This is a genomic window from Cupriavidus sp. 10L45 (genome assembly GCF_056395225.1).
The window spans coordinates 1-25,891 of sequence record NZ_JBFTJC010000013.1 but is presented as its reverse complement, the minus strand read 5'-3'; the positions used below and the strand labels follow the sequence as shown (position 1 = coordinate 25,891).

The following is a 25,891-nucleotide window of genomic DNA, read 5'->3' as shown; positions in this document are numbered from 1 at the left end:
GGGAGAGGGCCAGCGCCATGACGCAGCCCCGACCGTTCAACCGCCCTCGGTCTCCATCAGCGTCCGCAGATACTCCCGGCTCCACCAGTGCACGTCCTGCTGGCGGATGCGCTCAAGCAGCTTCTCGTGCCGCGCCCGCCGTTCGGCCAGCGGCATGTGCAGCGCCTGCTGCACCGCCTGCGCCGTGGCGCGCGTGTCGTAAGGGTTCACCAGCAGCGCTTCCTTGAGCTGCTCCGCCGCGCCGGCAAAGCGGGACAGCACCAGCACGCCCGGATCCTCCGGGTCCTGCGCGGCGATGTACTCCTTCGCCACAAGGTTCATCCCGTCGCGCAGCGGCGTGACCAGCGCCACGCTGCTGGCGCGGCACAGCCCCGGCAGCCGGCGGCGCGAGGTGGAGCGGTGGATGTAGCGCACCGGCATCCAGTCCAGCTCGCCATATTCACTATTGATCGCCCCGGTGATGCCCTCCATGTCGCGCCGCAGGTCGGCGTAGGCATCGACCGATTCGCGCGAGGGCGCCGCGATCTGGATCAGCGTGGCGCTGGAGCGGTTCTCGGGGTACTCCGCCAGCAAGACCTGGAACGCCTTGAGCCGCTGCGGCAGCCCCTTCGAATAGTCGAGCCGGTCGATGCCGAGCAGCAGCCGGCGCCGCGCGTACTGGTGGCGCATCATCTCGTAGGTCTCGCGCGCCTCGTCGCCGCGGCCCAGGTCGATGAACTCGTCCACGTCGATGCCGATCGGGAACGCCTGCGCGCGCACCGTGCGGTGGAAGGCGCGGAAGCGGTACTCGCCCATCGGCTCGGCGCTGGCCTCGCCCTGCACGTAGCGGGAGAAGTGGTCAAGATCGGCCTGGCTCTGGAAGCCCAGCAGGTCGTAGGCGAACAGTGCGCGCATCAGCCACTCGTGCTGCGGGATGGCCGCGAGGATCAGCGGCGGTGGCAGCGGAATATGGAGGAAGAAGCCGATGCGCTGGCTGCAGCCGATGGCGCGCAGCTCCGCCGCGAGCGGGATCAGGTGGTAGTCGTGGATCCAGATCACGTCGTCCGGCTTGAGCAGCGGCGCCAGCTTGCGCGCGAACAGCTGGTTCACGCGCCGGTAGGCGTTCAGGTTGCCGCCCGCGTCGAAGTCGGCCAGATCGAGCCGGTAGTGGAACACCGGCCAGAGCACGCCGTTGCTGTAGCCCAGGTAGTAGGCGTCGTAGTCTTCCCGGCTCAGGTCCACCGTGGCCAGCGTCACGTTGCCGGCCTGCGAGATGTGCAGCTCGCCCTCGCCCGGTGTGCCGCCGTGGCTGGGTTCCACCGCGCGACCGCTCCAGCCGAACCACAGGCCGCCGGTTTTGCTCAGCGCCTCCGAGAGCGCCACGGCCAGGCCGCCCGCCGCGTGGTTGCGCGGATCGGCGACCCGGTTCGATACCGCTACAAGTCTTCCCATAGATCGCTTCTTGTTGTTGCCAATCCTGTCGTCAGATCACCGAATCCCACGGGGCAGATAGCCGCATGGCGCCGTTGATCAGGCCGACCATCGAATAGGTCTGGGGGAAATTGCCCCACATCTCTCCGGTGACCGGGTGTGTGTCTTCCGAGAGCAGCCCCAGCGGGTTGCGCGAGGCCAGCATGGCCTCGAAGATCTCGCGCGCCTCGTCGCGGCGGCCGATGCGGGCCAGCGCGTCGATGCGCCAGAACGTGCAGATATTGAACGCGGTCTCGGGCTTGCCGAAGTCGTCGGGCGCCTCGTAGCGGCGCATGTACGGGCCGTCGCAGAGCGAGGCTTCCAGCGCCTTGACCGTGGAGACGAAGCGCGGGTCCTTCGGGTCGATGAAGTTGACCTCGGCCATCAGCAGCACGCTGGCGTCGAGTTCCTTCCCGCCGAAGCTCTCCGCGAAGGCCTGGCGCGACTCGTTCCAGGACTCGTCCAGGATCTGCTTCTTCATGCGGTTGGCGTGGTCGTGCCAGTAGGCGGCGCGCGCCGGCTGCCCGAGCGCCTCGCCCACCTTGGCCAGCCGGTCGCAGGCGGCCCAGCTCATCAGCGCCGACGAGGTGTGCACGCGCGCCCGGGTGCGCAGCTCCCACATACCTGCGTCCGGCGTGCCGAACACGCGCACGGCCTGCTCGCCGACTTCCTCCAGCCGCGCATACTCGGCCGGCCCGCCCCGGTGCAGCAGGCGATGGTCGTGGAAGGCCTGCGCGGCGCCGAGCACCACGTTGCCGTAGACATCGTGCTGGAAGTGCTCCTGCGCCTGGTTGCCCACGCGCACCGGCCCCATGCCGCGATAACCGGGCAGGTGATCGAGAATGCTCTCGGGCAGTTCACGCTCCAGCCCGATGCCGTACAGCGGCTGGATATGGCCGTCCTGCGACTGCATCACGACGTTGGAGAGCCAGCGCAGGTAGTCCTCCATCGTGCCGACTTCGGACAGGCTGTTCAGCGCGCGCACCACGAAGAAGGCGTCGCGCAGCCAGCAGAAGCGGTAATCCCAGTTGCGGCCACTGCCGGGCGCCTCCGGCATGCTGGTGGTCATGGCGGCGACGATGGCGCCGGTTTCCTCGTACAGAGACAGCTTGAGCGTGATGGCGGCGCGGATCACCGCCTCCTGCCACTCGCGCGGGACCGCCAGGCGGCGCGTCCAGAGCCGCCAGTAGGAGGTGGTTTCCTGCTCGAAGTCCCGCGCAGTTTCCTCCACGCCCTGCGCCAGCGTCTCGTCCGGGCCGAGGATGAAGTTGTAGCCGCGCGTGACCAGAAACGGCGTGTTCGAGAGCACGTAGGCCAGCGGCGCGTCCGTGGTCATGCGCAGCGTCATGTCCTCGCCGATAAAGCGCGCATGACTGCTCCCGCGCGTCATCTGCGGCTTGTTGCGGCCCCAGTTGAAGCGCGGCGCCACGGTCACGCGCACGCGCGGCGCGCCGCGCACCGGGCGGATGCGCCGCACCAGCGTCAGCGGCCGGAAATAGCGGCCAAGGCGGAAGAAGCGCGGGCAGAAATCGGTGATTTCGAGGCAGTTGTCGTGCTTGTCGATCAGCTGCGTGCGCAGGATGGCCGTGTTCGGCTCATACCACTGCTTGGCTTCGAGGAAGTCCTCGATCTCGATGGCCCAGTGGCCGGCGTTCTCGCTCGGGTCCAGCAGGGCGTTGAAGACCGGGTCCCCGTCGAAGCGCGGCATGCAGCACCAGACGATGCGGCCCCGGCCGTCGACCAGCGCCGAGAAGCCACAATTGCCGATCATGCCGAGCGAGAGCGACGGGTCGGCGTAGCGGCACGAGGTGTCCGAGTCGGTGTTGATTGCCGGCGCCTCGGGCTGTCGCCCGACGTTGGCGGCATCGGCGGCATCGGTGTGATCAGTGGCAGGCTGGTTCACAACGAATCCTCCCTTAGCGTCGGTGTGATGATGGGTTCCTTGGGCGCCGCTTCCGGGGCATCGCCCCGGGTGGCCATCCAGTGCGTCAGGGCGTGGGCCGATTCGTGCAGCCAGGCCCGCAGGGCGTCGGGGTTGGGCAGCACCGCCGTGGCGGCGGTGGCGCGCTGGCCCACCAGCAGGCCCACGCCGCCCAACTCACGCACGACGACGAATCCGGCCTCGTCGGTCACGTCATCGCCGGCAAACAGCGGCATGCGGCCCGCAAACGGCGGCGAGCGCATGAAGGCCGCGATGGCATCGCCCTTGTCCACGCCAGCCGGCTTGATCTCGACGACCATCTTGCCGGGCAGCGCCTCCAGGCCGGCGGCGTCGCGCAGCACGTCCGCCACGGCGGCCCGCACCAGCGGCTCCAGTTCCGGCACCTGCCGGTAGTGGATGGCCACGGCGACCGATTTTCGTTCGAGTTGCAGCCCGGGATGCCGGGCCACCAGCGCTTCCAGCTTCGGCAGCAAGGCGCCGATGCCAGGCGCGGGCGGCGTGACGACCCGTTCGCCGCCATGGCGGAATTCCGCCCCGTGGATCCCGGCGGAAGGCAAGCGCAACGGTTGCAGGAAATGGTCGAGCTCGGCAACAGGCCGGCCCGAGACGATGGCCAGCGCGCCGTCCAGGCAGGTATGCAACGCACGCAGCGTGCCAACCAGTTGGGGCTCTACCTGCACCAGGTCGGGGCGCGGCGCAAGGTCGGCCAGCGTGCCGTCGAAGTCCAGGAACAGCGCGATATGGGGTTCGATTAGGGGTAGCGGGGGCATCGCGTTAAACCGTAACACGTGTGTTTGACGAGCGTCCACCCGATGCTGTCCTACATCGCGGCCCGGCGCGGCTGTGGCGCATTCGGCACCCGCGCCGACACACCACGCGCCAGCACGGCGCTGCCGGGCACGTTCCGCCCGCGTCACGCCAGCGCCGCCCGGATGGGCGCCATCCATTATCATTGGCGGTTTCCGCCGAATTTTCCGGCTTTTTTTGCCCGCGCCCCTGCCGCGCCCCTGCCCTGCCCATCATGACCGCCAAGACCGCCAAGACTGCAAAACCCGCCAAGCCAGCCCGCGCCGCCAAGGCCCCCCGCGCCGCCACGCCCGACTACCTGCGCAAGATCCTCACCGCCAAGGTGTACGACGTCGCCCAGGAAACCGAGCTGACCTACGCGCACGCGCTGTCGGCCCGCACCGGCAACGCGGTCTGGTTCAAGCGCGAGGACACCCAGCCGGTGTTCTCGTTCAAGCTGCGCGGCGCATACAACAAGATGGCGTCGCTGACGCCCGACGAGCTGAAGCGTGGCGTGATCGCCGCTTCCGCCGGCAACCACGCGCAGGGCGTGGCGTTGTCGGCAGCGCGGCTCCAGTGCAAGGCGATTATTGCGATGCCGACGACCACCCCCCAGGTGAAGATCGATGCGGTGCGCGAACGCGGCGGCGACTGGGTCAAGATCGTGCTGCACGGCGAGTCCTACAGCGACGCCTACCAGCACGCGGCGGCACTGGGGCTGAAGCAAAAGCTGACCTTCATCCACCCGTTCGACGATCCCGAAGTCATCGCCGGCCAGGGCACCATCGCCATGGAGATCCTGCGCCAGCACCCGGGCCCGATCCACGCCATCTTCGTGGCGATTGGCGGCGGCGGGCTGATCTCGGGCGTGGCGGCCTACGTCAAGGCCGTGCGGCCGGAGATCAAGGTGATTGGCGTGCAGACCTTCGACTCGGACGCGATGAAGCGCTCGGTGGAAGCCGGCAAGCGCATCGAACTGAAGGATGTGGGCCTGTTCGCGGACGGCACCGCCGTGAAGCTGGTGGGCAAGGAAACCTTCCGCATCACGCGCGAACTGGTGGACGAGATCATCCTGGTGGACACCGACGAGATCTGCGCCGGCCTGAAGGACGTGTTCCAGGACACCCGCAGCATCCTCGAGCCGTCCGGCGCGCTGGCCGTGGCCGGCCTGAAGCGCTACGCCGAACGCGAGAAGCTCAAGGGCGAGCAGCTCGTGGCGATTGCCTGCGGCGCCAACATGAACTTTGACCGCCTGCGTTTCGTGGCCGAGCGCGCCGAGGTGGGCGAAGCCCGCGAGGCCGTGTTCGCCGTGACGATTCCCGAGGAGCGCGGCAGCTTCAAGCGCTTCTGCGAGCAGGTAGGCACGCGCAGCGTGACCGAGTTCAACTACCGCATCGCCGACCAGGGCGTGGCGCACATCTTCGTGGGCGTGCAGATCGCCGACCGCGCCGAGAGCGACAAGATCGCCGCCAACTTCCGCCGCCATGGCTTCGACACGCTCGACCTCTCCAACAACGAGCTGGCCAAGCAGCATATCCGCTACATGGTGGGCGGCCGCTCGCCGCTGGCGCACGACGAACTGCTGTTCCGCTTCGAATTCCCCGAGCGCCCGGGCGCGCTGATGAAGTTCCTGTCGAGCATGAGCCCGAACTGGAACATCAGCCTGTTCCACTACCGGAACCAGGGCGCCGACGCCTCCAACATCCTGGTGGGTATCCAGGTGCCGAAGAACGAGAAGCGCGCCTTCCGCGACTTCCTTTCCACGCTGGGTTACGTACACTGGGACGAGACCGACAACCCGGTCTACAAGCTGTTCCTGTCCTGAGATCGCGATCATGACGCTCCCCGAACACTCGCCGCTGGGCAAGCCCTCGGCCTACAAGACCGAATACGACCCGACGCTGCTGTTCCCGATTCCCCGGCAGCCCAAGCGCACCGAGATCGGCCTGCCCGAAGGGCGCGCGCTGCCGTTCTTCGGCGTGGATATCTGGAATGCCTACGAGGTGTCCTGGCTGAACCTGAAGGGCAAGCCGCAGGTGGCGCTGGCGACCTTCATCATTCCGGCCGATACGCCGAATATCGTCGAGTCGAAGTCGTTCAAGCTGTACCTGAACTCGTTCAACCAGAGCAAGGTCGCCTCGGCCGAGGCGCTCCAGCAACTGCTGCACCACGACCTCTCCGAGGCCACCGGCGGCACGGTGCAGGTGCGACTGGTCACCGAGGCGGACCTCGGCACGCAGAAGATGGGCGAGCTGGATGGGCTGCTGCTGGACCGGCTGGACATCGAGACCGACATCTACGAGCCGGACCCGACCCTGCTGTCGGCCGATCAGGATGAGACGCCGGTGGAGGAATCGCTGGTCTCGCACCTGCTGAAGTCGAACTGCCTGGTCACCGGGCAGCCGGACTGGGGCAGCGTGCAAATCCGCTACGTGGGTGCGCCGATCGACCAGGAAGGGCTGCTCAAGTACCTGATCTCGTTCCGCAACCACAACGAGTTCCACGAGCAGTGCGTGGAGCGGATCTTCGCGGACGTGCTGCGCATGTGCAAGCCGGTGAAGCTGGCCGTCTACGCGCGCTACACGCGGCGCGGCGGGCTGGACATCAACCCGTTCCGCACCAACTTCAACACGCCGTGGCCGGACAACCGGCGCAATGCGCGCCAGTAAGGCAGGCCGCCAGTCAGAACTCCGCGTGCGCGCGGATGCCGTAGAACTTGGCGGGTCCGCGGTCCCGGTTGTAGCCGGGATTGCGGATGTACTGGAAGTCCGGGCTCAGGCTCAGGGTCTTCCAGACCGCGAAACTGTAATAAATCTCGAACACTTGCTCCGGGCCGTAGCGCAGCGCGCCATCGCCCAGGAACGCGCCCAGGCCGCCTGCCGCCAGGTAGTTGCGGTGCGATGAGCCGAGCATGTTCGCCGCCACCGCCACGCCCACCTCGTCATTGGGCCGCCCCCAGGCCTTGCCTTTCAGCGTGCCGCCGCCGGCCACCTGCCGGCCGATCTCGGTGAAGGCGTAGGTCTCGGTCTTGTCGTCCGACATATTGGCGCGGAAGAACACCCCCAGCGCATCGGTCACCTCCTGCACCATCGCCACGCCGATGCCGAGCTTGGTGTGCTCGCGCCGCACGGCGGCGAGGTCCGGCGTTACGCCATTGGCCTGCCCGTAGGCGATGGCGTCGTTGAACGACCCCATACTGGCCTTGTTCCGCCACAGCAGCAGCCGCGCCTGCCCCGGGCGGCCGGCCAGCGTGTAGCGCTTTTCCAGCTCGAGGACGTCGCCGTAGTGCTCGAACAGCCGGGTGTCCAGTTCGCGCCCGTTCGACTCCAGCGGCAGCAGGAAATGGCCGAAGCGCGCCGACCAGCCGTCGCCGATGTACTCCAGCGCCGCGCCCCAGTTATAGCCGCGCGAATCGGCCGGATAGTCGAACGAGCCGTGCGTCATGAACGACCAGTTCATGAACTGCGTGCGGGGGTCCGAGCCGTAGGGGTTCTGGTCGAATACGTCGATCACGCCGAAGTTGCCGGCGGTCAGCACCACGCGGCGCTTGTCCACGGTGCGGGCGAACTGGTTGAAATCCGATTCGAGTTTTTCGTCCCCGCCGCCCAGGCCCCAGGTCTGGCGGATAAAGGCGCGCGCGCGATAGAACTTCGGGCTGGTGCTGGCCGTCTTGGCCAGCTCCCCGTTGGACAGCCCGCCCAGGCCATGCAGGTCCGAGAACGGCACGCCCTGCGCCACTTCCGGGTTGAAATGGAACTCGGCGCCCTGCCACAGCCGCAGGCCAAGGTCGAGCGTGCCCGTGAACGAGTAGCTCTTGGCGCGCTCGGTGGTCAGGCTGTTCTCGCCCGAGTACGCGGCGCCGAAGGACGGCTTGCGCTGCCAGATATAGGTGGTCTGCCCGTGGATGGCGAACGGGCTTTCGGTGTCGGGCTCGGCGGCGGCGGCGTCCTGGGCGAACGCGGCCGGCGCAGTGGCCAGCGTCGCCCAGGCAAGGCCGGCGCAGGCCATCAGTCGGAAACGCGGCATCGGGAAATTCGGCTGGGACGGATGCGCCACAGCGGCCATCCGAGACTGGCGCGAAGCATAGCCAACCGCTTCTGACGTGTCTACCGTGATTGCTGCAACGCAACAAGAAAGGCACGGTTCCCCCATCCGGCGACTTTGTAACGCGCCTTGAATTAATTAATTCGAAAATTAATATTCAGCCGATACGAAGTGCCACGCCCATGCCGACCAAGCCACCATCCCCAACATCCACACCCAGCCCTGACGCCCGGCGCCCGGGGCGCCCCGCCGCCCGCGCCGATGCCGGCCAGCGCGACCGCCTGATCGAGGCGGCCGTAACCCTGTTCGCCCGGCATGGCGTAGCCGCCACATCGACCAAGGCAATCGCCGCCGAAGCCGGCGTGACCCCGGCGCTGGTCCACTACTACTTCCGCGAGCGCGAGCAACTGCTGGAAGCCGTGTTCGAGGAACGGCTGCTGCCGCTGGTCGATCAGGTCTTCAGCGGCGCCCCGCCCGCCGGCGAGGGGTCGCCACCCGATGTCGGCACGCTGATCCAGGGTCTCGCGGGGCGGCTGATCCGGGTGGCGTCGGCCACGCCGTGGTTCCCGGGGCTGTGGATCCGCGAGATCGTCGGCGTCGAGGGCCAGTTGCGCGAACGGCTGGTGCAGCGCGTGGCCATGCAGCGCGCCACGCTGATCACCGGCCCGCTGATGGCGGCGCAGGCGCGCGGCCAGCTCAATCCTGGCCTGGAGCCGGCGCTGGTCATGGTCTCGCTGATCGGCCTCACGCTGCTGCCGCTGGCCACCACCCATATCTGGCAGCGCCTGCCCGGCGCGGAAGCCATCGACACCGACACGCTGGTGCGCCACGTGACCGCCCTGCTGGCCCACGGGCTGTCCGCACCTGCATCCCCCTCGTCGACCTAACGCCATGGAGCCGCGCATGCCCTCCCGCCTTCCGCAGTGCCTCCTGCAGTGCCTCCTCCTGCTCGCCGCCTGCGCCGCGCTGGCCGCCTGCAGCAAAGACAAGCCCGTCACCTGGCAAGGCTATGTCGAGGGCGAATTCGTCGCCGTGGCGTCGCCCTTCGCGGGGCGGCTGGAAAAGCTGACCGTCGATCGCGGCCAGCAGGTCGCCGACGGCGCGCCGTTGTTCGTGCTCGAATCCGACGACGAACGCGCCGCGCGCCAGCAGGCCGCCGAGCAGGTGCGCGTGGCCGAGGCGCAACTGGCCGATATCCAGATCGGCAAGCGGCCCGTGGAAGTGGCCGTGAACCAGGCCCAGCTGGCGCAGGCCCGCGCCCAGGCCACGCGCAGTGCGGCCCAGCGCAAGCGCGACGAGGCGCAGTTCGAGATCGGCGGCATCTCCCGCGCGCAGCTGGATGAGACCCGCGCCACCGCCGATGCGGACGCGGCGCGCGTGCGCGAACTGCAACGGGACATCGACGTGGCCCGCCTGCCCGGCCGCAAGGACCAGCTCGCCGCCCAGCAGGCCCAGGTAGAGGCCGCGCGTGCCGCGCTGGCGCAGGCCGAATGGAAGCTCTCGCGCAAGTCGGTCAACGCCACGGCCGCCGGGCTGGTCTACGACGTGCCCTACCGCCCCGGCGAATGGGTGCCTGCCGGCAGCCCCGTGGTGCGCATGCTGCCGCCCGGCAACGTCAAGGTGCGCTTCTACGTGCCCGAGGCGGCGGTGGGCGCGCTGAAGAACGGCCAGTCGGTGCAGATCCGCTGCGACGGCTGCGCGGCGCCTGTCGCAGCGAAGATCACCTATGTATCGAACGAGGCCGAGTTCACGCCGCCCGTCATCTACAGCAACGAAACGCGCCGCAAGCTGGTCTTCCTGATCGAGGCCCGCCCCACGCCCGAGGACGCCCCCAAGCTGCGCCCCGGCCAGCCCGTGGAGGTGGCGCAGTCATGAACGGCACCGAGGATCGCGCCAACGGCGCGCTGGCGATCGACGTCAAGGGGCTGAACAAGCGCTTCGGCGACAAGCACGTGGTCAACGACCTGACCATGCAGGTGGCGCGCGGCGAGATCTTCGGCTTCCTCGGCCCGAACGGCAGCGGCAAGACCACCTCCATCCGCATGATGTGCGGGCTGCTGACGCCGGACTCGGGCTCGGGCACCTGCCTGGGCTTCGACATCCTGAAGCAGGCCGCCGAGATCAAGCGCAACGTCGGCTATATGACGCAGCGCTTTTCCTACTGGGAAGACCTGTCGATCCGCGAGAACCTCGACTTCGTCGCCCGCGTCTACGCCATGCCCAATCGCCGCGAGGCCGTGGACCGCGCGCTGGAAGACCTCGGCCTGCAATCGCGCGCCGCGCAGCTCGCCGGCTCGCTGTCGGGCGGATGGAAGCAGCGGCTGGCGCTGGCGGCGTGCCTGCTGCACGAACCCCAGCTGCTGCTGCTCGACGAACCCACCGCTGGCGTCGATCCCAAGGCCCGGCGCGACTTCTGGGAGCAGCTCCACCAGCTCGCCGCGCGCGGCATCTCGGTGCTGGTCAGCACGCACTATATGGACGAGGCCGAGCGCTGCCACAAGCTCGCCTATATCGCCTATGGCCGGCTGCTGGCGCAGGGCACGTCGGCGGAGGTGGTGGCCAGCCAGGACCTGGCCACGTGGAGCGTGGAGGGCGACGACCTCGCCGCGCTCTCCGCCCAGCTGCAGGGCCAGCCCGGCGTGGACCAGACCGTGGCCTTCGGCACGGCGCTGCACGTCACCGGCAAGGACGCCGGCCAGCTCGAGCAGACGCTGAAGCGCTACGCCGGCGCGCATCACCGCATCCACCTGACCGAAACCAGCCTGGAGGACGTGTTCATCCACATGATGAGCGGTGCCCAGGACAACATGGCGGCGCAGCCGGGCAAGTCCGCCAAGCCAGCGAAGGGGCAATCGTGAGCGCCAACGCCCGCTTCTCCGTCCAGCGCTGGTGGAGCATCGTGCTGAAGGAATTCCTGCAGCTGCGGCGCGACCGCATCACCTTCGGCATGATCGTCGGCCTGCCGATCATGCAGCTGCTGCTGTTCGGCTTCGCCATCAACAGCGACCCGCGCCATATGCCGACTGCGGTGATCGTCGCCGAACATAGCGACTTCTCGCGCACCTTCGTCCACGCGCTGGAGAACACCACCTATTTCCGCGTGGTGCGCACCCTGCCGGACGAGGCCGCCGGGCGCGAGGCGCTGCTGCGCGGCGACGTGCAGTTCGTGGTCAGCATCCCCACCGATTTCTCGCGCAAGCTGCTGCGCGGCGAGCGCCCCGAGATCCTGGTCGAGGCCGACGCCACCGACCCCTCGGCCACCGGCCCGGCGATCGGCGCACTGGCGCAGCTGCCGGTCAGCGTGGCGCGCATCGACCTCAAGGGCGCGCTGGCCCCGCTGGCCGGCGGCAAACCCGCCTTCGACGTCAACGTGCAGCGCCTCTACAACCCCGAGGGCATCACCCAGTACAACATCGTCCCGGGCCTGATGGGCGTGATCCTGACCATGACGATGGTGATGATGACCGGCCTGGCGATGACCCGCGAACGCGAGCGCGGCACGATGGAAAACCTGCTCGCCACGCCGGTGCAGCCGCTGGAGGTCATCTCGGGCAAGATCGTGCCGTACATCTTCATCGGCCTGATCCAGTCCACCATCATCCTGCTGGCGGCGCGTTATGTGTTCCAGGTGCCCTTTCTCGGCTCGGTGGTGGGCGTGTACCTGGCGGCGCTGCTGTTCATCGCGGCCAACCTGACGGTGGGCATCACGCTGTCCTCGCTGGCCAAGAACCAGCTCCAGGCGGTGCAGCTCACGTTCTTCTACTTCCTGCCCAACATCCTGCTGTCCGGCTTCATGTTCCCGTTCGCCGGGATGCCGACGTGGGCGCAGTGGATCGGCAACGTGCTGCCGATGACCTACTTCAACCGGATGATCCGCAGCATCCTGCTCAAGGGCAGCGGCTGGCTGGAGTTGTGGCCGAACGTCTGGCCGGTGGCGCTGTTCACGGCCATCGTCATGACCATCGCGGTGCGCTTCTACAAGCGCACGCTCGACTGAGGGGATGCCATGCGAGTCTTCTCGCTTGTCCTGTTGCTCTCGCTGGCCGGCTGCACGGTCGGCCCCGATTTCAAGTCCCCCGATGCCGTGCCGGACGCGCGCTACACGCCGGGGCCGCAGCCAGTGGCGACCGTGCCGGCGCTGGGCAAGTCCCAGTCCTTCGTGCCGGGGGACCTGCCCCAGCAATGGTGGACCCTGTTCGGCAGCGACAAGCTCGACGCCACCGTGCGCGCCGCGCTGGAAGCCAGCCCCACGCTCACGCAGGCCCGCGCGCGGCTGCGGGAGGCGCAGGAGAACCTCAACGCGCGCACCGGCGCCACGCGGTTTCCCACTGTCGATGCCTCGCTCAACGCCACGCGCCAGCAGGTGGACCTGACCTCGGTCGGCATCACCCAGTTTCCCAGCCCCGGCCCTTTCACGCTCTACAACGCGAGCGTGCAGGTCTCCTACGCGCTCGATCTCTTCGGCGGACAGCGGCGCGAACTCGAAGGCCTGCAGGCAGCTGTCGATTACCAGCGCTACGAACTCGAGGCCGCGCGGCTCTCGCTGGCCGCCAATGTGGTGACCGCCGCCATCCGCGAAGCCGGGCTGCGCGCCCAGCTGGCCGATACCGTGGCGATGGCCGACGCGCAGCGCCGCCAGCTCGGCATCATGACCGAGCGCCTCAAGGTGGGCGGCGTGGCGCGCGTGGACGTACAGCGCCAGCAGGCCGAACTGGCGCAGACGCAGGCGCTGATTCCGGGCCTCTCCCAGCAGATCGATGTCACGCGCCACCAGTTGGCCGTCTACCTCGGCCAGACCCCGGCCAGCGCGCAGTTGCCCGAATTCGGGCTCGCCGACCTGACCCTGCCCGAGACGCTGCCAGTCAGCCTGCCCGCCGAACTGGCCCGCCGCCGCCCCGACATCCGCGCGGCGGAGGCGCTGCTGCATCAGGCATCGGCCGATATCGGCGTGGCCACGGCCAACCTCTATCCGCAGATCACGCTGACGGCCAGCGGCGGCACGCAGGAGATGCGCGCGCGCGACCTGTTCAGCAGCATGAATGTGTGGAGCCTGGCGGCCGGCGTGGTCCAGCCCGTGTTCCATGGCGGCGAGCTGCGCGCCCGCAAGCGGGCCAAGGAGGCGGCCTACGAGCAGTCGCTCGGCGCCTACCAGCAGGCGGTGCTGCAAGGCCTGCAGAACGTGGCCGATACCCTGCGCGCGCTCGACGCCGGCGCCGCCACGCTCCAGGCCCGCGAGGACAATGCCCGCCAGACGCGCGGCACGCTGGCCATCGTCACGGAGCAATACCGGCTCGGCGGCGTCAGCCAGTTCACCCTGCTGGACGCCGAGCGCCAATCCCGCCAGGCCGCCCTCGACCTGTCCCAGGCCACCGCCGCCCGGCTGGCAGACTCCGCGGCGCTGATGCAGGCGCTGGGCGGGGGATGGGAGTGACTGACACGCCTGCCCTCTCCCCCGGCCCCTCTCCCGCAAGCGGGCGAGGGGAGACCCCAGACAGCCTTTGATAGGCCCTCGGTTAGCTCCCCTCTCCCTCTGGGAGAGGGGCCGGGGGAGAGGGCCAGCGCTTCAGCGAAGTCCAGCCGCCAAAAACCCCCTCAACCGCCGAACCCCCTCATCCAGCCGCTCCACGTCGCACGCATAGCACCAGCGCACGAAGCCCTCGCCCTCATTCCCGAACGCGCTGCCGGGGGCCAGCCCGAGGTGGGCTTCCCGCACCAGTTGCTTGCAGAGCGCGAGGCTGTCCGTGGTGCCGGCCAGCTTGAAGAAGACGTACATCGCGCCTTCCGGCGCGTGGGCATCCACGCCGGGCAGCGCCGACAGCGCACCGACGAGGTGATCGCGGGCGCCGCGCAGGCGCTGCACCAGATCCTGCGTGAACGCCTCGCCTTCGGTCACCGCCACCACGCCGGCTTCCTGCACGAACGACGGCGCGCAGGAGGTGTTGTATTCCACCAGCTTGCCGAGGTCGTCCATCAGCGCCGCCGGCAGCACCATCCAGCCGAGGCGCCAGCCGGTCATCAGCCATGCCTTGGAGAACGAATTGACGGCAATCACGCGAGCCTCGCGCGGGGCGATGTCGAGGAAGGACGGCGCGATGGTCCCTTCCGGGCCGTAGTAGAGCCGTTCGTAGACCTCGTCGGCGATGATCCAGATGCCGTGCCGCTGGCAGTGGTCGAACACGGCCTGCTGGGCGGCGCGCGGCATGACCCAGCCGGTGGGATTGTTCGGCGAATTGATCATCACCGCGCGCGTGCCCGGCGTCAGCGCGGCGAGCAGCTTGTCCAGGTCGAGCGCCCAGCCGTGCGGGCCGTAGTCCAGCGTCACCGTTTCCACCGTGGCGCCGAGGATGCGCGGGATCTCGACGAGGTTGGGCCAGAGCGGCGTCACGGCCACCACGCGGTCGCCGGGGCCGGTGACGAGTTGGGCGGCCAGCATCAGCGCGTTGACGCCGGCGCTGGTCACGGCCACGTTGCCGACCGGCGTGTCGCCATGCAGGCGGCTCACATAGCCGGCCAGCGCGGCGCGCAGCGGCGGAATGCCGAGGTTGTGGGTGTAGAACGTGGCGCCGGACGCCAGCGCCTGGCTGGCGGCATCCCGGATAAATGCCGGCGTGACCTGATCCGACTCGCCGAACCAGAACGGCAGTACATCGGGCAGGCCGATGCCCGCGTTGGCCACCTCGCGGATGCGCGACGCGCGCAGGCTGCGCACGGTGTCTCGCGCCAGCGGCGCAGTGGCAGGGGAAACAGGCGGCTGGGACATCGGTGCTCCGGGGGTGAGGGACGATGAAGCCGCCAGCGTAGCGGAAACGGCGAAAGTCGTCAGTCTGCGAACCGCTCGCGCAGTTGCGCGGCCGTCATCGCCCCATAGCCCAGCCCGCCCAGCGGCGACGCCACGGCGCGCAGCAGCGCCGCATTGTCCGGCGCCGTAGCGCCATCCGGCAGGGCCATGTTGTTTTCGAAGCCGATGCGCGCGTGGCCGCCGAGCATCACGGCGGTGGCCGCGCAGTCGGCTTCCTGCTTGCCGAACGCGCAGACGGCCCATTCCACGCCGGTGCCTTCCAGGCCGGTCTCGCGCCAGGCGGCGAGGAACGGCAGCAGGTCCGCCGGCGTCGACTTCTGTCCCGCCGAATAGCGGCCCAGCACGAACAGCACCCAGTGGCGCCCGGCCGGGATGGCCCCGCTTTCGCGCAGCGCGGCGTAGCGGTGCACGTCGGCGGCGTCGTAGAGGATGTACTGGGCCACCACGTGCTCGCGGTGCATCCAGCCGAAGAACTCGGCGGCGACCGGCAGCGCGGCGGGGTCCGGCACCAGTTCGCGCACGGCCACGGACGCCGCCTCGGGGCGCAGCGCCCGGACGGTGGCGATCTGCTGGGCCGGCTGGTAGATGCCGACGGCCTCGGTGGTCAGTTGCAGGACCAGCGCGTCGCCCACGGCCTGCCGCACCGCCGCGATGGCCGGCGCGTAGTCGGCCACCTCCAGGCTGTGCGTGCCATCGGCGCGACGCACGTGCAGGTGGATCATGGCGGCGCCGGCCTCCACGCATTCGCGGGCGCATTGCGCCAGCTCGTCCGGGGTCATGGGCAGCCGCGCGTGATCCGCGTGGGTCTTGCGGGCGCCGTTGGGCGCCACGGCCAGCGCGAAGGGACGGCGCAGGATGTCTTCAGTCATGGGGGTATCTCAATCTCAAGCGGGCAGGACCACGCGCACGGCCTGTGCGAAACGGTCCACGATATTGTCGATGTCCGCGGCCGTGCAGATGAAAGGCGGTGCAAACAGCACATGGTCACCGTGCACGCCATCGACGGTGCCGCCCATCGGATAGACCAGCACGCCGTGCGCCATGCACGTGCGCTTGAGCGCCGCGTGGGTCTTGCGGGCCGGGTCGAGCGTGGCCTGGGTGGCGCGGTCGGCCACGAACTCCACGCCGACGAACAGCCCGCGCCCACGCACATCGCCCAGATTCGGATGATCGCCCAGCGCCTCGCGCAGCCGCGCGCGCAACTGCTCGCCACGCGCCAGCACGTTATCGAGCAGATTGTCCTCGGCGATGGTCTGCTGCACGGCGAGCGCCGCCGCGCAGGCCGTGGCGTGGCCGATATAGGTATGGCCGTGCTGGAAGAAACCGCTGCCGCCGACGATGGCTTCGTAGATGCGGCGCGTGGACATCATCGCGCCAATCGGCTGGTAGCCGGCGCCGAGGCCCTTGGCGATGGTGACGATGTCCGGCACCACGCCGTCTTCCGCGCAGGCGAACAGGTGGCCGGTGCGGCCCATGCCCGACATCACCTCGTCGAGGATCAGCAGCACGCCGTACTTGTCGCACACGGCGCGGATGCGCTTCAGGTAGTCGCCCACCGGCGGCACCGCGCCGGCCGTGGCGCCGACCACGGTTTCGGCGACGAAGGCGGCCACGCTCTCCGGCCCCAGTTCGAGGATCTTGGCTTCGAGTTCGTCCGCCAGCCGTTGCGCATACTGGGCGTCCGTCTCGCCAGCGGCCTGGTCGCGGTACGCATAGCACGGCGACACATGGTGCGCAGGCACCAGCAGCGGCAGGAACGGCTCGCGCCGCCACGCGTTGCCGCCAATCGCCAGCGCGCCGAGCGTGTTGCCGTGGTAGCTCTGGCGGCGCGCGATGAAGTGGCGGCGCGCCGGCTGGCCGGTCTCGACGAAATACTGGCGCGCGAGCTTCAGCGCGGCTTCCACGGCCTCCGAGCCGCCCGAGACGAAGTAGACGTGATCGAGATCCCCCGGCGCGGCCTCGGCCAGCGTGCGCGCCAGTGTCTCGGAGACTTCCGTGGTGAAGAACGAGGTGTGGGCGTAGGCAAGCGTATCCACCTGCGCCTTGATGGCCGCCACCACGCGCGGGTGGCCGTGACCGAGGCACGACACCGCCGCGCCGCCCGAGGCATCCAGGTAACGGCGGCCGGTGCTGTCGATCAGCTCGATCCCCTGGCCGCCAACGGCCACGGGCATGGTTTGCTTGGGATTGCGATGGAATACGTGCGTCATGATGGAAGAAGCTGTCCTGTGCGGGGCGCCGAGATCAGGTGCGAGTATAGGAACAAGCGCACCCTCTTTGCAACATGTGTTTCATTGATCGATGAAAAAGAAACACTCGATCCAGCAATCGACGTGGGGACGGGGCGCCGACCTGTGCAACAATCGTTGCATTCCGCGTTCCGCCATCGCCCATGTCTCCTGACACCACCCCTGCCTCGCCCCTCTCGCTGGATGCCCTGCTGACCCAGCTCCGCGCCGATTTCCCGACGCTGAGCGCGCAGTTCCAGAGCGGCGCGCGCTACCTGCTCGACCATCCGCACGACATCGCGCTCCACTCGATGCGCAAGGTGGCCGCCAACGCCGGGGTGCAGCCAGCGACACTTGTGCGGCTGTCGCAGTCGCTCGGGTTCGAAGGCTGGCAGGGCCTGCGCGAGCTGTTCATGGAGGCGATGCGCGACCAGGGCGCGCAGCCCTACGCCAAGCGGGCGCGCAAGGTGGTGAAGGAGAGCGGCTCCAACCGGATGCTGGCCGAGATGATCGAGGTGCAGCATCACAACCTGGACGCCCTGCTGGCCAACAATGCCGAGACGCTGCCGCAGGCCGCCGACCTGCTCGCGGCGGCGCCCAATGTCTACGTGGCCGGCTTCCGCTCGTGCTTCCCGATCGCGTTCACGTTCCACTATATCTACCGGCTGTTCCGCAGTTCGGTGCATCTGGTGCGCGGCGACGCCGGCACGCTGGAGATGGAGCTGCGCGCGCTGACCGCCAAGGACGTGGTGCTGGTCACCGCCTTCGCGCCGTACTCGCAGGAGAGCCTGCGCGTGGCCTCGGCCGCGCGGGAGGCCGGTTGCAAGGTCGTGGCGCTGACCGACAGCACGGTGGCGCCCATCGCGCTGGAGGCGGACTGCACGCTGCTGTTCGCCATCGACAGCCCGTCTTTCTTCCCGTCGATCACGGCTGGCGTGGCGATGGTCGAGGCCTTGGTCGAGCAACTGCTGGCCCGCAAGGGCAAGGGTGCGATTCGCGCGCTGGAGCAGACCGAGGGCCAGCTCCACCGCACCGGCGCCTACCTGCCCGCCCAGCGCGGCTAAGCCGGCCGTCTTTCGGACTTATTCGAACGCCTCGTCGTTGGGGCTGGCGTAGGCCTTCTTCATCGGCTCGCTGAGCGGCAGGTCGAAGCTGATGTTCTTGGGCGGCACCGGCTTGGCGAACCATTTGGCGTACAGCGTGTTGATCTCGCCGCTCTTGATCAGGCCGCTGATGGCGCCGTCCACCACCTGCTTGAAGCCGGGATCGTCCTTGCGCAGCATGAACGCGTAGGCCTCGAACGACTGCGGCGTGCCGACCACGGTCCAGTCGCCGGGGTTCTGCGCCAGCGTGCGGGCGCCCGACAGCAGCACGTCATCCATCATGAACGCGGCCACCCGGCCCGACTGCAGGATCAGGAAGGACTCGCCGTAGTCCTTGGCGCTCTGGATGGTGATATTGGCCTGCTTCTCGTCGTTGAGCTTGCGCAGGATCCGCTCCGAAGTCGTGCCGGCATTGGTCACCACGGCCTTGCCCGACAAATCGCCAAAGTCATGGATCGGGCTGCCCTTCTTCACCAGCAGCCGCGTGCCGGCCACGAAGAACGTGGTCGAGAACGCCACCTGCTGCTGGCGGGACTTGAGGTTCGTGGTGACGCCGCACTCCAGGTCCACCGTGCCGTTCTGTACCAGCGAGATCCGGTTCTGCGAGGTCACCGGCACCATGCGCACCTGCAGGCTGGCCGCGCCCACTTCCTTCTTCACGCTATCGATCACCCGGTCGCAGATGTCCTGCGAGAAGCCGATCACCTTCTGGCTGGCGTCGTAGTACGAGAACGGGATCGACGAGGTCCGGTGCCCGATCGAGATCGTGCCGGACGACTTGATCTTGGTGAGCGTCGGGCTGGCGGCCACGTCGACCGCGAAGGCCGGGGCTGCGGTGGCCAGGACGGCGGCGGCAGCGATCAGGCGCAGCACCGGGCGGACGGAAATCGACTTGGGCATGGAAAACACTCCTGTTTGAATGGATGCGTCAGGTGTTGCAATGCTAGGCATTGAGCAACAAGTGTTCCATCATGGATTACCATGAAACAAATGTGTTATTCCCGGGGATGGTGCAACAAAGGAGCGAGAAGGGAGCCACAAGGGGGGCAGCCGGAAAGAAAAACGCCCCGGGTCGGGGCGTTGGTGGCACGGCGTTGGGATGGCCGGGGAATGCTGCGGCGCAGCAGTTCTACGCCCCGCACTTCTCCTTGAACGTCTTCTGCAACTGCCGGCGGCTGCGGTCGCGCTCGACGGACAGCACGTCGTTGCCCTGGCTGTTCTCCACCGGCGCGCCTGACTTGTAGCTGCGCTTGGGTGTCTCGTTCATCTGCGCCATCAGTTGCTGGCATTCGGCGTCGTCGATGGTCTGCTGGGTGGGCGCGGCGGCGCCGGGCGGGCGCGGCATGGGGCGGTAGGGCGACTCGCCTTCCTTCACGGCATCGCCAATCACGTTGTCGATGGCGGCCGTGCCGCCGGGCTGGGGCGGATTCTGGGCATAGGCCGGGAGGCAGGCACCCAGCGCGAGGAGAACGACGGCATGGCACTTCACTGCGGCAAGGCAACGGCTCGGCATGACGAACTCCTTCCCTGTGGTCGGTGCTGCCATGGTAACGCCTAACGCGTCCGGACGGCCCCAAGGGCGACCGGGGGTGCCCTACGGCGCCTCGCGGGCCAGCGCGAGGGCTTCGAGCAGCGTCTGGTGATCGCCGATATGGTTGGCCAGTAGCAGGATCAGCCGGGCGTTGGCGGCCTGGCTGGCGGCGTCGTCGAGGTCGCGATGCATGTCGATCAGCGCCTCGTAGAAATCGTCGGGGCGCGCGAGGTTCGGCGCGGTGTTGAGGGGCATCGGCGGGTCTCCTGATTGTCGCGACGGGCGGCAAGTCACGCCATCGCCATCGGCTTGGGAGCCGGGGCCACCGCTGGCCGGCCCTGCCCCGCCTGACCGATGGCCCGGTCCAGCGCAGCGCCGACGCGCGCCGCATCCACCGTCCGCCAGCGCGCGCAGACGTGCTGGTCCGGGCGGATCAGGTAGCAGGTACCCGCGCGGGCGTCGTAGCGGCGGGCGGCCAGCCCTTCCACGTCGCGGACCACGGTGGCGCCGGGCCACGGATCGGCGGAGGCGGCGATGGCTGCATCGGTCACGAAGACCAGCCGCAGCGGCGCCGCGCCCTGCTGCAAGGCTTGCAGCGCGCGGCGGGTCGCGGCATCGAGCCCGGCCGGGGCGCCGAAGATCAGCGCCACGAACTGGTCGCCCAGCCGGGGCAGCAGCCACGGTTCACCGCTCATGCTGCATACCGGCGCATCGGCACAGGCCGCGCCCGGCACCATCGCCCCGGCGAAGGCCTCGCCGTCGCCATCGGCCGTATTGAGCGGCGATGCGTGCAGTACCGCCGGCACCGAGAGCCGCCCGCTGTTCACCAGTTGCCGGGCAAACCCATGGTCCCGCGCCAGCGTGAGTACAGCGTCGCGGAAGGTGCGGCTGACGGCGCTCTTGGGGGTGATGAAATCAGTCGAACGCGTGGAATGGCGGATGTTCTCGTCGGCGGCGAACTCGCGCTCGCTGGCGTAGGAGTCCAGCAGGCTGTCCGGCGCGCGGCCCGCCAGCACATAGGCGAGTTTCCAGGCGAGGTTCTCGGCATCCTGCACGCCGCTGTTGGCGCCGCGCGCGCCGAACGGCGAGACGCCATGCGCCGCATCGCCCGCGAACAGCACCCGGCCATGGCGGAAGTGGTCCATCCGCACGCAGGAGAAGGTGTAGACGCTGACCCACTCCAGCTCGAACTTCGCATCCGGGCCGAGCAGCGCCCGCACGCGCGGGATCACCCGTTCGGGTGTTTTCTCCAACACCGGGTCGGCATCCCAGCCGAGCTGGAAGTCGATGCGCCAGACGTTGTCCGGTTGCCGGTGCAGCAGCACCGACTGGTTCGGATGAAACGGCGGATCGAACCAGAACCAGCGCTCGGGCGGAAACGCGGCCTCCATCTTCACATCGGCAATCAGGAAGCGGTCCCGGAAGGTATGGCCGTGGCTCTCCAGCCCCATCAGCTTGCGCAGGCCGCTGCGCGAGCCGTCGGCGGCCACTACGTAGCGGCCGCACAGCGTGTAGCCGCCGTCGGGCGTCTCCACGGTCAGCGCCACGTGGTCATCGCGCGACTCCAGGTTCACCGCGCGGCTTTTCCAGCGGATGTCGATCAGGGGCAGCGCGCGCGCCAGATCGAGCAGATAGCCCTCGACGTAATACTGCTGGAGGTTGATGAAGGCCGGGCGCTGGTGGCCGGACTCGGGCAGGAGGTCGAACGCGTAGACCAGGCTGTCGCGCAGGAAGACCTTGCCGAGGTGCCAGCGCACGCCCTTCTCGACCATGCGCCCGGCGCAGCCGAGGCGGTCGAAGATATCCAGCGTGCGCTTGGCGAAGCAGATGGCGCGGGAGCCGGTGGAGAGCGTGCAGTCCTCGTCGATCAGCACCACCGGCACGCCATGCCGGGCGAGGTCGATGGCGGTGGCCAGCCCGACCGGGCCGGCCCCGACTACCACCACGGGGTGCGGCGCGCCGGCGGCATGGCCCGGACGCTGCTCCGCGCACGGCGCGTAGGCGTACTGCTGGCGCTGGTAATCCGGGTCGATGGCGTCCGTGGCCATGGCTCAGTCCTGCAGCGCAGCCCACATCTCCTGGTCGCGCTGGGCGGTCCAGATGCGCGGATGGGTGATGCCGGCGGCTTCGTCGAACGCGCGCGACACATCGAACGGCAGGCAGTGCTCGTAGATGAACACCTGGCCGAACTTCGGGTCCATGGACTTGCGCGTGTGCGCCATGGCGGCCTTCAGGTCCATACGGTCCGCCACGGCCTCCTTGCCGGCCTGCAGAAGCGTGGTGACGAAGTCCTTGGTGTAGGCGATGCCCTTGGCCACATCGGCGGGCGTGGTCAGCGCGGGGCCGCGGCCCGGCACCAGCTTCTGCGGCTGCAGCGCGGCCAGCGCGTCGAGCGTGGCCGGCCATTGGGCGAGCTGGGCGTCGCCGCAGTAACAGGCCGCGTCGTACTCGACCAGATCGCCCGAGAACAGCACCTTCTGCTGCGGCAGCCAGACCACGGTGTCGCCTTTGGTGTGGCCGGCGCCCAGATGGGCAATGCGTACCTCCAGCTTGCCGAGGAACAGGGTGATTTCCTTGTCGAAGACCAGCGTCGGCCAGGTCAGGCCCGGCACGGTCTCCACGCCGGCGAACAGGCGCGGAAAGCGCTCGATCTCGGACTTCATGTCGGCCTCGCCGCGCTCCACGATCATCTCGTAGGTGCCCCGGCTGGCGATGACCTGCTGCGCCCCTTCGGCGAAGTACGCCGACGCGCCCAGCACGCGCACCGCGTGGTAGTGCGAGAGCACCACGTACTTGATCGGCTTGTCGGTGATCTGGCGGATGCGGGCGATCAGGTCCTGCGCCATCGCCGGGGTGGCGGTGGTGTCGACGATCAGCACGCCGTCGTCACCGATGATCACGCCCGAGTTGGGGTCGCCCTCGGCCGTGTAGGCGTAGGCGTTCTCGGACAACTGGGTGAAGGTGATCTGCTTGGCTTCCAGGTCGGCCTGGGATGCGAATGCTTTTGCCATGTCGGTCTCGATGCGGGGGGATAGGCCAAGCTTAGGAAGCCGACCAATCTTAGTCAATGGCAAATCGAATTGTCATTTGCTAAATCACCCGCCAGACCGCATGCCGCTGTGGCGGCGTCCGGGAAACTCCCTACCCGCCGTTACCCCCCTCCCCGGCCAGCGCCGGCAGCGTCTCCTGGCTGGCCGCCATCACGAAGTCGATGAACCGGCGCACCCGCGCGGGCACGTGGGTGCGGTGCGGGTAATACATATAGAGGCCGACGTTGTTGCTGCGGTAGGCGGGCAGGATCGACACCAGCCGACCGGCCGCCAGATCGTCCTGCACCATGTAGGCCTGTAGCTGCCCGATGCCGATGCCGGCGCGCACCGCCTCGATCTCGGTCTCCACATCGCTGAAGGTGGCCACGGCCGGCACCTCCAGGTAGACGAGATCGCCATCGACCATCAGCTCCCACGGCAGCAGCCGGCCCGTGACCGCCCGGCGGAAGCCGGTGCAGGCGTGGCTGCGCAGGGCGTCGAGCGAGTCCGGCGTGCCATGGCGAGCCAGGTATTCGGGGGCGGCGCAGATCAGCAGCGGCAGGTCGCACAGCTTGCGGGCGACGAGGTTCTGGCCGGGGCTGGTGCCGGCGCGGAAGCCGATGTCGATCTTCGCCTCGACCAGATCGGTGAACAGGTCAGTGAGCACCACATCGAAGGTGATGCCCGGGTATTCCTCCCGGAAGGCCCGGATCAGCGGCACCAGCACGCGGGCGCCCACCGAGTGCGGCGCGGTCACGCGGACCATGCCGTCATCCTCGCTGCGGCTGCTGCGCACCTGCTCGAGCGCCTCGTCAAGCTGGCGCATGCCCGGCTCGGCCAGCTCGAACAGCCGGGCGCCCTCGGTGGTCAGGCTCAGCTTGCGCGTGGTGCGATGGAACAGCCGCACGCCGAGGTATTCCTCGAGCGTGCGCACTGCCTTGCTGACCGCCTGCGGCGTGACCTCGGCCTCCACGGCCGCCCGCGCGAAGCTCTTGGCGCGCACCACGCCCAGGAACAGCGTCAACACCCTGGCCTTGTCCATGCGTTGCCAACCTCTGGTTGTCAATGAAGCAGGCATGGTACGCCGGGCGGCATGATCTGCGGATGGTTTCCCGGAGGGATTCCATTACTATCTGGGCTTCCCCAGCATGGACCCCGGGCAGACGCCGCATGGCCCCACCCATCGACAGCATCGACAGTACCGATAGCGCCGACAGCACCGAGCGCACGCAGCGCGGCATCCAGAGCGTGGAGGTGGGCGGCCGCGTGCTGCGCGCGCTGGCCGACGCGCGCCGGCCGATGTCGCTGGCCGACCTCGCCGCCGCCGCCCAACTGGCGCCTGCGCAGGCGCACACCTATCTGGTCAGCCTGACGCGGCTCGGGCTGATCAAGCGCGACCATATCGACGGTTACTACGAGCCCGGCCCGCTGGCGCTGCGGCTCGGCATGCTTCACCTCGACCACGATCCGGCCTATCGCGCCGCCGTGCCGCGCGTGCAGGCGCTGGCCGCCCGCATCGGCTTCAGCGTGGCGATCAGCCTGCCTACGCCACAGGGGCCGACCATCGTCCATTACGCCCACGCCGGCACGCCGCTGCATGTGAACCTGCACGTCGGCACGGTCATGGCGCTCGCCGCCACCGCCACCGGCCGCACCTACTGCGCGTTCCAGCCGCCCGGGCACTGGCAGGACATCTGGGCGCGGCAGCATCCGCAGGGCGCCGACCTGCCCGGCTTCCTGCATCAGCTAGAGGACATCCGCGCGCGCGGCATGGAGCGCAGCATCGACTCGCCCAGCCCCGCCGTGAGCAGCCTCGCCGTGCCGTTGCGGGATGGCGATGGCGCGCTACGGCTGGTGCTAACGGTGATCGGCTCCACGGGTGGCATCGACGTGGACTGGACCGGCCCGGTGGCCGCCGCCCTGCGCGACGCCGCGGAGGACATCGCCTCCGCCATCGCCGCCAACATCGACAAGGCGCCCGCATGAACGACGACACGCTCCCCGGCGGCGCCAAGCCGCAACGCGGCATCCAGTCGCTCGACAACACGGGGCAGCTGCTGATGGCACTGGTCGCGGCCGGACGGCCCCTGCCGCTGGGCGAACTGGCGCGCGCGGCCGGCATGGTGCCGGCCAAGGCGTTTCCGCATCTGGTCAGCCTGCAGAAGATCGGGCTGCTGTCGCGCAATGCATCGGGGGATTTCGTGGCCGGGGCGTTGAGCCTGGATTTGGGGCTGATGGCGCTGCAGCGGCTGTCGCCCACCCGGGAGGCCGAGCCGGAGATCATCGCCCTGGCCCATGCCACCGGGTTGTCTGTGGCGATGGCGGTGCTTGGCCCGCTGGGGCCCACCGTGATCCGGCTGGAGGAAGCGGCGCGACCCCAGCATGTGAGCCTGCGGGTTGGCACGGTGTTGTCGATGGTCAACACGGCGATCGGGCGGACCTTCGCCGCCCATCTGCCGGCCGATGTACTGGCCGGCGCGCTGGCGCAGGACGCCATCCGCATGGCCGGCACCCCGGGCGGGACGCCGGCGGGCTATGCCAACCGGCTGAAGGCGGTGAGAGCGACAGGGATCGACAACGCCGTCAGCAAGCCGGTGCCCGGCATCGACACGCTGGCCGCGCCGGTGTTCGACCATACCGGAGTGCTGGCCATCGTCATCGCGGTCATGGGCAGCAGCGGCAGCTTCGACAGCGCCACGGACAGCGGCACCGCCGCGCTGGTCCGCCAGGCCGCGCAGCGGCTGTCCTGGCGGTTCGGCGCGCCTGTGGCAGGTCCGACGATCAGCGCTCGATGACCGGCGCATGCACCGGGGCGATCGACGCGTGCGGCGTCTGCGTGCGCTGCGCGGCCTTGTGGACCATCGTGTAGGCGTAGTCGATGCCCATGCCGTAGGCGCCCGAGTGTTGCTTGGCCAGGCCGGTCACGGCGTCGTACGTTTCCTTGTTCTTCCAGTCACGCTGCCACTCCAGCAGCACCTGG

23 protein-coding genes and 1 pseudogene are annotated in these 25,891 nt (G+C 68.8%); 10 read left to right on the top strand and 14 right to left on the bottom strand.

Annotation, left to right across the window (positions count from 1 at the left end):
- Nucleotides 1-36: 36 nt before the first annotated feature.
- The 3 genes from AC1DFU_RS21760 to otsB all read right to left on the bottom strand — a co-directional run bounded on the left by AC1DFU_RS21760 (nucleotide 37) and on the right by otsB (nucleotide 4,161).
- The gene (locus AC1DFU_RS21760; protein ID WP_092291779.1) at nucleotides 37-1,431 is read right to left on the bottom strand and encodes an alpha,alpha-trehalose-phosphate synthase (UDP-forming); all 1,395 of its coding nucleotides are present in this window, start codon (nucleotides 1,429-1,431) and stop codon (nucleotides 37-39) included.
- Nucleotides 1,432-1,462: 31 nt separating this feature from the next.
- Nucleotides 1,463-3,220 (bottom strand): glycoside hydrolase family 15 protein, encoded by a 1,758-nt coding sequence (locus AC1DFU_RS21755; protein WP_092292137.1) that lies wholly within the window; start codon nucleotides 3,218-3,220, stop codon nucleotides 1,463-1,465.
- 128 nt (nucleotides 3,221-3,348) lie between these two features.
- Nucleotides 3,349-4,161, bottom strand: coding sequence for a trehalose-phosphatase (gene otsB / locus AC1DFU_RS21750; protein ID WP_092291777.1), 813 nt, complete (start codon nucleotides 4,159-4,161; stop codon nucleotides 3,349-3,351).
- Nucleotides 4,162-4,412: 251 nt separating this feature from the next.
- Here otsB and ilvA point away from each other — a divergent pair, with 251 nt between their 5' ends.
- Both ilvA and queF read left to right on the top strand, forming a co-directional pair.
- The gene (ilvA, locus tag AC1DFU_RS21745; protein ID WP_092291775.1) at nucleotides 4,413-6,002 is read left to right on the top strand and encodes a threonine ammonia-lyase, biosynthetic; all 1,590 of its coding nucleotides are present in this window, start codon (nucleotides 4,413-4,415) and stop codon (nucleotides 6,000-6,002) included.
- Between the two features lie 10 nt (nucleotides 6,003-6,012).
- Nucleotides 6,013-6,846 (top strand): NADPH-dependent 7-cyano-7-deazaguanine reductase QueF, encoded by an 834-nt coding sequence (gene queF, locus AC1DFU_RS21740; RefSeq protein WP_441591654.1) that lies wholly within the window; start codon nucleotides 6,013-6,015, stop codon nucleotides 6,844-6,846.
- Between the two features lie 13 nt (nucleotides 6,847-6,859).
- Here queF and AC1DFU_RS21735 read toward each other — a convergent pair whose 3' ends face one another.
- Nucleotides 6,860-8,203: a carbohydrate porin gene (locus tag AC1DFU_RS21735; RefSeq protein ID WP_441591652.1), complete on the bottom strand. Its 1,344-nt coding sequence runs from the start codon at nucleotides 8,201-8,203 to the stop codon at nucleotides 6,860-6,862.
- A 200-nt stretch (nucleotides 8,204-8,403) separates the two neighbouring features.
- On the opposite strand from AC1DFU_RS21735, the gene AC1DFU_RS21730 reads away from it, so the two are divergent.
- Genes AC1DFU_RS21730 through AC1DFU_RS21710 form a run of 5 tightly spaced genes read left to right on the top strand, consistent with a single transcriptional unit; the run spans nucleotide 8,404 to nucleotide 13,652 of the window.
- Entirely contained in the window at nucleotides 8,404-9,108 is a 705-nt protein-coding gene (locus AC1DFU_RS21730) for a TetR/AcrR family transcriptional regulator (protein WP_441591650.1), read from the top strand.
- A 16-nt stretch (nucleotides 9,109-9,124) separates the two neighbouring features.
- Nucleotides 9,125-10,096, top strand: coding sequence for an HlyD family secretion protein (locus AC1DFU_RS21725; RefSeq protein WP_441591648.1), 972 nt, complete (start codon nucleotides 9,125-9,127; stop codon nucleotides 10,094-10,096).
- Complete coding sequence (locus AC1DFU_RS21720) at nucleotides 10,093-11,079, top strand: ABC transporter ATP-binding protein (RefSeq protein ID WP_441591647.1); 987 nt, start codon at nucleotides 10,093-10,095, stop codon at nucleotides 11,077-11,079. The genes AC1DFU_RS21725 and AC1DFU_RS21720 overlap by 4 nt, the downstream gene beginning before the upstream one ends.
- Nucleotides 11,076-12,218: an ABC transporter permease gene (locus tag AC1DFU_RS21715; RefSeq protein ID WP_441591645.1), complete on the top strand. Its 1,143-nt coding sequence runs from the start codon at nucleotides 11,076-11,078 to the stop codon at nucleotides 12,216-12,218. Before AC1DFU_RS21720 ends, AC1DFU_RS21715 begins: the two co-directional genes overlap by 4 nt.
- A 9-nt stretch (nucleotides 12,219-12,227) precedes the next feature.
- Nucleotides 12,228-13,652, top strand: a complete 1,425-nt coding sequence (locus AC1DFU_RS21710) for an efflux transporter outer membrane subunit (protein ID WP_441591643.1) — start codon at nucleotides 12,228-12,230, stop codon at nucleotides 13,650-13,652.
- A 132-nt stretch (nucleotides 13,653-13,784) separates the two neighbouring features.
- On the opposite strand, the gene AC1DFU_RS21705 is transcribed toward AC1DFU_RS21710, so the two are convergent.
- Genes AC1DFU_RS21705 through AC1DFU_RS21695 form a run of 3 tightly spaced genes read right to left on the bottom strand, consistent with a single transcriptional unit; the run spans nucleotide 13,785 to nucleotide 17,230 of the window.
- Nucleotides 13,785-14,981, bottom strand: a complete 1,197-nt coding sequence (locus tag AC1DFU_RS21705; RefSeq protein WP_441591641.1) for a pyridoxal phosphate-dependent aminotransferase — start codon at nucleotides 14,979-14,981, stop codon at nucleotides 13,785-13,787.
- A gap of 59 nt (nucleotides 14,982-15,040) precedes the next feature.
- Nucleotides 15,041-15,889 (bottom strand): beta-keto acid cleavage family enzyme, encoded by an 849-nt coding sequence (locus AC1DFU_RS21700; RefSeq protein WP_218158018.1) that lies wholly within the window; start codon nucleotides 15,887-15,889, stop codon nucleotides 15,041-15,043.
- Nucleotides 15,890-15,904: 15 nt separating this feature from the next.
- The gene (locus AC1DFU_RS21695) at nucleotides 15,905-17,230 is read right to left on the bottom strand and encodes an aspartate aminotransferase family protein (protein ID WP_092291759.1); all 1,326 of its coding nucleotides are present in this window, start codon (nucleotides 17,228-17,230) and stop codon (nucleotides 15,905-15,907) included.
- Nucleotides 17,231-17,412: 182 nt separating this feature from the next.
- Here AC1DFU_RS21695 and AC1DFU_RS21690 point away from each other — a divergent pair, with 182 nt between their 5' ends.
- Nucleotides 17,413-18,312, top strand: coding sequence for a MurR/RpiR family transcriptional regulator (locus tag AC1DFU_RS21690; RefSeq protein ID WP_092291757.1), 900 nt, complete (start codon nucleotides 17,413-17,415; stop codon nucleotides 18,310-18,312).
- A gap of 18 nt (nucleotides 18,313-18,330) precedes the next feature.
- On the opposite strand, the gene AC1DFU_RS21685 is transcribed toward AC1DFU_RS21690, so the two are convergent.
- The 6 genes from AC1DFU_RS21685 to AC1DFU_RS21660 all read right to left on the bottom strand — a co-directional run bounded on the left by AC1DFU_RS21685 (nucleotide 18,331) and on the right by AC1DFU_RS21660 (nucleotide 23,953).
- Nucleotides 18,331-19,251 carry a glutamate/aspartate ABC transporter substrate-binding protein gene (locus AC1DFU_RS21685; protein ID WP_092291756.1) on the bottom strand — a complete coding sequence of 307 codons (921 nt, stop codon included), beginning with the start codon at nucleotides 19,249-19,251 and terminating at the stop codon, nucleotides 18,331-18,333.
- Between the two features lie 229 nt (nucleotides 19,252-19,480).
- Entirely contained in the window at nucleotides 19,481-19,864 is a 384-nt protein-coding gene (locus AC1DFU_RS21680; protein WP_092445234.1) for a hypothetical protein, read from the bottom strand.
- Nucleotides 19,865-19,945: 81 nt separating this feature from the next.
- Complete coding sequence (locus AC1DFU_RS21675) at nucleotides 19,946-20,137, bottom strand: DUF2783 domain-containing protein (RefSeq protein WP_092291752.1); 192 nt, start codon at nucleotides 20,135-20,137, stop codon at nucleotides 19,946-19,948.
- Nucleotides 20,138-20,172: 35 nt separating this feature from the next.
- Entirely contained in the window at nucleotides 20,173-21,930 is a 1,758-nt protein-coding gene (locus AC1DFU_RS21670) for an FAD-dependent oxidoreductase (RefSeq protein ID WP_441591636.1), read from the bottom strand.
- 3 nt (nucleotides 21,931-21,933) lie between these two features.
- Complete coding sequence (locus tag AC1DFU_RS21665; RefSeq protein WP_092291749.1) at nucleotides 21,934-22,893, bottom strand: MBL fold metallo-hydrolase; 960 nt, start codon at nucleotides 22,891-22,893, stop codon at nucleotides 21,934-21,936.
- A 130-nt stretch (nucleotides 22,894-23,023) separates the two neighbouring features.
- Nucleotides 23,024-23,953, bottom strand: coding sequence for a LysR family transcriptional regulator (locus tag AC1DFU_RS21660; protein ID WP_092291747.1), 930 nt, complete (start codon nucleotides 23,951-23,953; stop codon nucleotides 23,024-23,026).
- A gap of 128 nt (nucleotides 23,954-24,081) precedes the next feature.
- Here AC1DFU_RS21660 and AC1DFU_RS21655 point away from each other — a divergent pair, with 128 nt between their 5' ends.
- Both AC1DFU_RS21655 and AC1DFU_RS21650 read left to right on the top strand, forming a co-directional pair.
- Entirely contained in the window at nucleotides 24,082-24,897 is an 816-nt protein-coding gene (locus tag AC1DFU_RS21655) for an IclR family transcriptional regulator (protein WP_092291746.1), read from the top strand.
- Nucleotides 24,894-25,706: an IclR family transcriptional regulator gene (locus AC1DFU_RS21650; RefSeq protein WP_441591633.1), complete on the top strand. Its 813-nt coding sequence runs from the start codon at nucleotides 24,894-24,896 to the stop codon at nucleotides 25,704-25,706. The genes AC1DFU_RS21655 and AC1DFU_RS21650 overlap by 4 nt, the downstream gene beginning before the upstream one ends.
- On the opposite strand, the pseudogene AC1DFU_RS21645 reads toward AC1DFU_RS21650, so the two are convergent.
- A pseudogene (locus AC1DFU_RS21645) lies at nucleotides 25,693-25,891 on the bottom strand (hydrolase); the annotation flags it as partial. The gene AC1DFU_RS21650 and the pseudogene AC1DFU_RS21645 overlap by 14 nt on opposite strands.